General features: G+C 72.1%; 5 protein-coding genes. 1 reads left to right on the top strand and 4 read right to left on the bottom strand.

Annotated elements, in window-relative coordinates; all coding sequences use genetic code 11:
• Positions 1-143 precede the first annotated feature (143 nt).
• On the top strand, positions 144-983 hold the full coding sequence (locus ACFVX9_RS23915; RefSeq protein ID WP_387983357.1) for a helix-turn-helix domain-containing protein: 840 nt from the start codon (positions 144-146) through the stop codon (positions 981-983).
• 105 nt (positions 984-1,088) lie between these two features.
• On the opposite strand, the gene ACFVX9_RS23910 is transcribed toward ACFVX9_RS23915, so the two are convergent.
• From ACFVX9_RS23910 to ACFVX9_RS23895, 4 genes are all read right to left on the bottom strand, one after another.
• The gene (locus ACFVX9_RS23910; RefSeq protein WP_387983355.1) at positions 1,089-2,966 is read right to left on the bottom strand and encodes an acetolactate synthase large subunit; all 1,878 of its coding nucleotides are present in this window, start codon (positions 2,964-2,966) and stop codon (positions 1,089-1,091) included.
• A gap of 258 nt (positions 2,967-3,224) precedes the next feature.
• Positions 3,225-4,445, bottom strand: coding sequence for an MFS transporter (locus ACFVX9_RS23905; protein ID WP_380340466.1), 1,221 nt, complete (start codon positions 4,443-4,445; stop codon positions 3,225-3,227).
• Between the two features lie 77 nt (positions 4,446-4,522).
• Complete coding sequence (locus ACFVX9_RS23900) at positions 4,523-5,002, bottom strand: Rrf2 family transcriptional regulator (protein WP_350886768.1); 480 nt, start codon at positions 5,000-5,002, stop codon at positions 4,523-4,525.
• A 134-nt stretch (positions 5,003-5,136) separates the two neighbouring features.
• Positions 5,137-6,123: an NADPH:quinone reductase gene (locus ACFVX9_RS23895; RefSeq protein ID WP_363376882.1), complete on the bottom strand. Its 987-nt coding sequence runs from the start codon at positions 6,121-6,123 to the stop codon at positions 5,137-5,139.
• Positions 6,124-6,154: the final 31 nt, after the last annotated feature.

The following is a 6,154-nucleotide window of genomic DNA, read 5'->3' as shown; positions in this document are numbered from 1 at the left end:
TTTTCGGCGCCCGTTTGTGGGGCGAGTGGGGGCGTTCGTGGTGTGTGCCTTGTATTTTTTCTCTGTTTGTTGGGGGGGAGGGGTCGTTTTTCCCGACACCACCCCCCCCCCCCGCCGCCCGCCTCTGGGTGAGAATCATCCCTATGAACCCGACCAGTGCCCTGAGCGAGTTCCTCCGCACCCGCCGCGCCCAGCTGCGGCCCGAGGACGTCGACCTGCCCGACTACGGCGGCCGCCGCCGGGTCGCCGGGCTCCGCCGCGAGGAGCTCGCCCACCTCGCCGGGGTCAGCGTCGACTACTACACCCGCCTCGAACAGGGCCGTGTCGGCAACCCCTCCGAAGCCGTCCTCGACGCCGTCGCCCGCGCCCTGCAACTCGCCCCCGACGAGTCCGGCCACCTCCACCGCCTCGCCCGCCCCACCCGCCGTGCGCCCCGCCGCCGCACCGCCCCGCAGCAGCCCCGCCCCTCCCTGCTGCGCCTGCTCGACCAGCTCGACCACGTCCCGGCCCTGGTGATGGGCCACCGGATGGACGTCCTGGCCTGGAACCGCGCGGCCGTCGCGCTGTTCGGCGACTACGGCGCCCTGCCGGTCGAGGACCGCAACATCGCCCGCTGCACCTTCCTCGACCCCGCCTCGCGCGAGCTCTACGGCGACTGGACGGCCTGCGCCCGCGAGAACGTCGCCTTCCTCCACCTGGAGGCGGGCCGCCGCCCCCACGACCCCCTCCTCGCCGAACTCGTCGGCCAACTCTGCGTCCACAGCGAGGAGTTCCGCCACCTCTGGGCCGAACACCCGGTCGCCGACAAGACCTCCGGCCGCAAGCTCTTCCACCACCCCATCGCCGGCCCCCTCGACCTCGCCTACGACACCCTCCGCCCCGCCGACGACCCCGACCAGGCCCTCGTCACCTACACCGCCGACCCGCACACCCCGTCGGACGACGCGCTGCGCCTCCTGCTCTCCTGGTCGGCGAGCCGCTGAGCGGCCTGCTCCGACGGCCGCCTGCCTGAAGGGCGCGAGAAACAAGACCGGCCGTAGGCCCTCGCGGGGGTCGAGGGCCTACGACCGGGGTTCAGGGGAGGGGTGTCAGTCGAGGTCGTCGCCGAAGTCGGGGCGGACGCCCTTGGCGAACTGGATCTCGTCGTTGCTGGTGCCGGCCGCGACCATCGGCCAGACCATGGCGTCCTGGTGGACGATGAAGTCGATGACGACCGGGCGGTCGTTGATCTCCATGGCCTGCTTGATGACGGCGTCCAGGTCCTCGGGGCGCTCGCAGCGCAGGCCGACGCAGCCCATCGCCTCGGACAGCAGGACGAAGTCGGGGATCCGGGTGCCCTGGGCCGGCGGCGCGATGCCGTCGTGGTCGGGGCCGGAGTGCAGCACGGTGTTGGAGTAGCGCTGGTTGTAGAACAGCGTCTGCCACTGGCGGACCATGCCGAGCGAGCCGTTGTTGATGACCGCGACCTTGATCGGGATGTCGTTCAGGGCGCAGGTGGCCAGTTCCTGGTTGGTCATCTGGAAGCAGCCGTCGCCGTCGATGGCCCAGACCGCGGTGTCCGGCCGGCCGGCCTTGGCGCCCATCGCGGCGGGGACGGCGTAGCCCATGGTGCCCGCGCCGCCCGAGTTGAGCCAGGTGCCCGGCTTCTCGAAGCGGATGAACTGCGAGCTCCACATCTGGTGCTGGCCGACGCCCGCGGCGTAGATCGCGTCGGGGCCGACCAGCCGGCCGATCCGCTCGATGACCTGCTGCGGGGAGAGGCGGCCGCCCGGGGCGGGCTCGTAGCCGAGCGGGTAGGTCTTCTTCCACTCGTCGAGCTTCTCCCACCACTGCGAGTAGTCGCCCTTGTGGCCGGCGTCGAACTCGGCCTGGACGGCGACGATCAGATCGGCCAGCACCTCGCGGGCGTCGCCGACGATCGGCACGTCGGCGGGGCGGTTCTTGCCGATCTCGGCGGGGTCGATGTCCGCGTGGACGACCTTGGCGTGCGGGGCGAAGCTGTCCAGTTTGCCGGTGACGCGGTCGTCGAAGCGGGCGCCGAGGGTGAACAGCAGGTCGGCCTTCTGCAGCGCGGTGACGGCCGGGACGGAGCCGTGCATGCCGGGCATGCCCAGGTGCTGCGGGTGGCTGTCGGGGAAGGCGCCGAGCGCCATCAGGGTGGTGACCACGGGGGCGCCGGTCAGTTCGGCGAGGATCCGCAGCTCGGTGGTGGCCTGTGCCTTGATCACGCCGCCGCCGACGTACAGCACCGGGCGCTTGGCGCCCACCAGCATCTTCGCGGCCTCGCGGATCTGCTTGGCGTGCGGCTTGGTGACCGGGCGGTAGCCGGGCAGCGAGGGCTCGACCTGCCGATGCCTTGTCAGGCCCTGGAGGGCGTCCTTGGTGATGTCGACGAGGACGGGGCCGGGGCGGCCGGTGGCGGCGATGTGGAACGCCTCGGCGATCACCCGGGGGATCTCGTCGGGGTCGGTGACCAGGTAGTTGTGCTTGGTGATCGGCATGGTGATGCCGCAGATGTCCGCCTCCTGGAAGGCGTCCCTTCCGATCAGGGTCGAGGGGACCTGGCCGGTGATCGCGACGATCGGCACCGAGTCCATGTAGGCGTCGGCGATCGGGGTCACCAGGTTGGTCGCGCCCGGGCCGGAGGTGGCCATGCAGACCCCGACCCGGCCGGTGGCCTGGGCGTATCCGGTGGCGGCGTGGCCGGCGCCCTGCTCGTGGCGGACCAGGATGTGGCGCACCTTGGCCGAGTCCATCAGCGGGTCGTACGCGGGAAGGATGGCCCCGCCCGGGATGCCGAAGACGGTGTCCACTCCGACCTCTTCGAGTGCACGGATCAATGCCTGGGCGCCGGTCGTCCCGGACTCCGCGGGCGTGGTCCGTGCGTCGGGGGTGACCGGCGCGGGGGTCGATTCGGTGGTCTCGGCGCTGTGGGTGGTCACGGGGGACTCGCTCAACTGGGTCATCTGGCAATCTCTCGGTTTCGTCGACGTGGTGGTCCCGCGGGGAGTGCGGGGTGGTGTCCGTGGCCGGGGCCGCTGCGGTGCGCGGCGCCGTTGGGCGGCCAGGGACGTGTCGGGGAAACCGGGGCAGCAGGGTCTGTCTCCGCGCCGGTCGTCGGTCGTCGCGTGCTGAGGGGTGTTTCAGCGCTCGGTGCGACGCCGCACCGTCAGGAAGCGGTGACCGGAAGGGAGTTGACCGGCCCGCAGGAGGTGTCTCGCGCCTCAGCCTTTGTTCGTGGGCGAGTGGCGGGTGAAGAGCAGGAAGATCAGGGCGATGGCGGCGATGGCCGCGCCCAGGCCGTACACGGTCGCGGCGCCGGCGCCGAGGGTGGAGCCGCCGATGATGGTGCCGAGGCCGATGCCGAGGTAGATGGAGGAGGAGTTGAGGGAGACCACCAGCGGGGCCTCCTGGGGGGCGACCTCGATCAGGCGGTGCTGCTGCGGGGGTGTCTGGCACCAACTGCTGGCGCCCCAGAGGAGGACCAGCAGGCCGACGACGGGCTTGAGGTCGGAGTCGGAGGCGGCGAGCCAGGCGAGGGCCCCGAGGGCGACGACCATGGCGGTGTAGCCGATGATCAGGACCTTGGTGGAGCCCCAGCGGTCGGTGGTGTAGCCCGCGGCGAGGTTCCCGATGACGGCGCCGAGGCCGTACAGGAAGAGCATCCACAGGATGGAACTCTCGGGCACCTTGACGGCTTCCAGCATGGGCACGCTGTAGGCGTACGCGGTGTAGCTGGCGCCCATGCCGAGGATGGTGAGCGGCAGGACGGCGAGGACGGCCGGTCGGCGCAGGACGGCGAGGCGGGTGCGTAGCGGCACCCGGACGTTGCCGGGGAGCCACGGCATGATCAGGCGCAGTATCACGGCGACGAGCAGGCAGAGTCCGGCGACGAGGCCGAGGGCGGTGCGCCAGCCCAGCCAGTGGCTGGCGGCGTTGCCGAGCGGCACGCCGAGTGCGGTGGCGATGGTGAGGCCGCCGATGACCACGGCGAGGGCGCGGGCCCGCAGTTCGGGGCGGACGAGGGAGGCGCTGACGGCTCCGGCGTTGGGGGTGTAGGCGGCGGCGCCGGCGGCGGCGATGATGCGGCTGATGATCAGCACGGCCATGTTGGGGGCCAGTGCCGAGCCGAGGTTGGCGATGCCGAGCGTGAACAGTGCGGTGATCAGCAGGGTTCGGCGGGGAAGCCGGGCGAGGAGGGTGGCCAGGACGGGGGAGAGGACGGCGTAGGCGGCGGCGAAGACGGTGATCGACTGGCCGGCCGTGGCCGAGGAGACGTGCAGGTCCTTGGCCATGGAGGGGAGGAAGCCGGCCACGACGAAGGCGTCCGTGCCGACGGCGAATGTGCCTAAGGCGAGGACGAGGGTGGAGGACAGGCCGCCCTGGGGTGGTGAGCCGGGTTCGGCCGGAGCTTTCCGGTCGGCCGGAATCGAGACACTGGACATCCAGATTCTCCTTGCGGGTCGGTGCGTGTGCTGTGGTGTCGCTGCGCGGTGAGGCGGTCGGACCGTCGGGCGTGCGGTCAGCCGGTCATGCGGGCGTAGTGGCGTCGGGTGCGGTCGGCGGCCCCGCCCGGCGCGGCGGCCATGAGGTCGGCCACCGTCTGCCCGGCGAGTTCGCGGCGCCAGGCCAGTTCGGCCTTGCGCATCGCGGTGGCGATCCCGCACGGCTGTCGGAACTCCCGTGCGATGGCGCCACCGCCGTCCGCACGCTGGCGGATCTCGGTGCAGCGGAACACGTCGTCGGGGCCCTCGATGGCGGCGACCACGTCCATCAGAGTGATCTTCTCCGGCCGTCGGCCCAGCCGGAAGCCGCCCTTGGAACCCGGTGTCGAGCTCAGGATGCCGGCCCGGACCAGCGCCTGTAGGCGCTTGGTCAGGTAGGCCGGCGGCAGGTCGAACCAGGCCGCCAGCCGTGCCGTCGGAACCGGTTGGTCACTGTCGAGCCATGCCAGGGTGAGGCAGCAGTGCAGGCCCCACTCGACTCCTTCACCCATTCGCATAACCAGGACAATACACGTCCAGGTTCTGTGCCGCAGGCCGGACGGGCCGGAGGCCCGGAATATGTCAAGTCGCAGCCCGACGAGGGCGTTGCGGCCCTGCCGGACCTCCGGTACAACAGTTGGCAGGCGTCCGGTCAGGCCTGCGAATCGGGCCTGAGGACCACCCGTCTGCCGTGCAGCTCGCCGCGTTCCATTCGGCCGTGGACCTCGGCGGCGGCGCTCAGCGGAAGGGTCTCGACCGCCAGGGGGCGCAGCCGTCCGGCCGCGAGCAGGCGGTTGATGGCGACGGCGGCCTCGGCCAGTTCGGTGCTGGTCGCATGCGAGATCACGAAGCCGGCGATCGAGCAGTCCTTCATGTAGAGCGGCCCGACCGGGAGGATCGGCCGCGAGCGGGCGCCGGCCAGCAGGACGATCCGTCCGCGCGGGGCGAGCAGGTCGACGGCGGTGGCCAGGTCGTTCTCCCCGGACGTGTCGAGGTGGAGGTCGACGCCGCCGGGGCAGGCCTGGGCGAGCCGTTCGGCGAGGTCCGGATCGCGGTAGTCCAGGGCCTCGGCCGCACCCAGGGCGAGGCACTGTTCCAGGTCGCGGGCGGAGGCGGTGGCGACGACCCGGGCCCCGGCGTCGACGGCGAGGGTGACCAGCGCGGAGCCGACGTTCCCGGCCGCGCCGGCCACCAGGACGGTCTCACCGGCCCGCAGGCGGCCGTGCGTGAACAGGCCGAGGTAGGCGGTCGCGGCCGGATGGACGACGGCGACGGCCTCCTCGGGGAGGACGCCCTCAGGGAGGTGGTAGAGGCGGTCGGCGGGGACGACGACCTGCTCGGAGGCGGCGCCCTGGCGCCCGCCGTGGCCGAGGCTGTTGGTCCACACCCGGTCGCCGACGGCGAAGCCGGGGGCGGCCGGCCCGGCCGCGGCCACGGTGCCGACCAGGTCGCGGCCGATCACGAACGGGAACTCGACCGGGGTGCGGAAGAGGCCGGAGCGGACGAAGGTGTCCACCGGGTTGACGGTGGTGGCCGTGACGTCGACCAGGATGTCGGTCGGCCCGGGACGGAGGGAGGGAAGTTCGCCGTAGCGGATGTTCTCGGGCGGCCCGAGGGCCTCGATGAAGGCTGCTCGCATGCTCGGAGAGTCTTCCACCGGTCGGCGCCGG

This window comes from Kitasatospora sp. NPDC058243, from assembly GCF_042882025.1.
GTDB lineage: Bacteria > Actinomycetota > Actinomycetes > Streptomycetales > Streptomycetaceae > Kitasatospora.
This window is presented reverse-complemented; position numbering and strand designations above follow the sequence as displayed.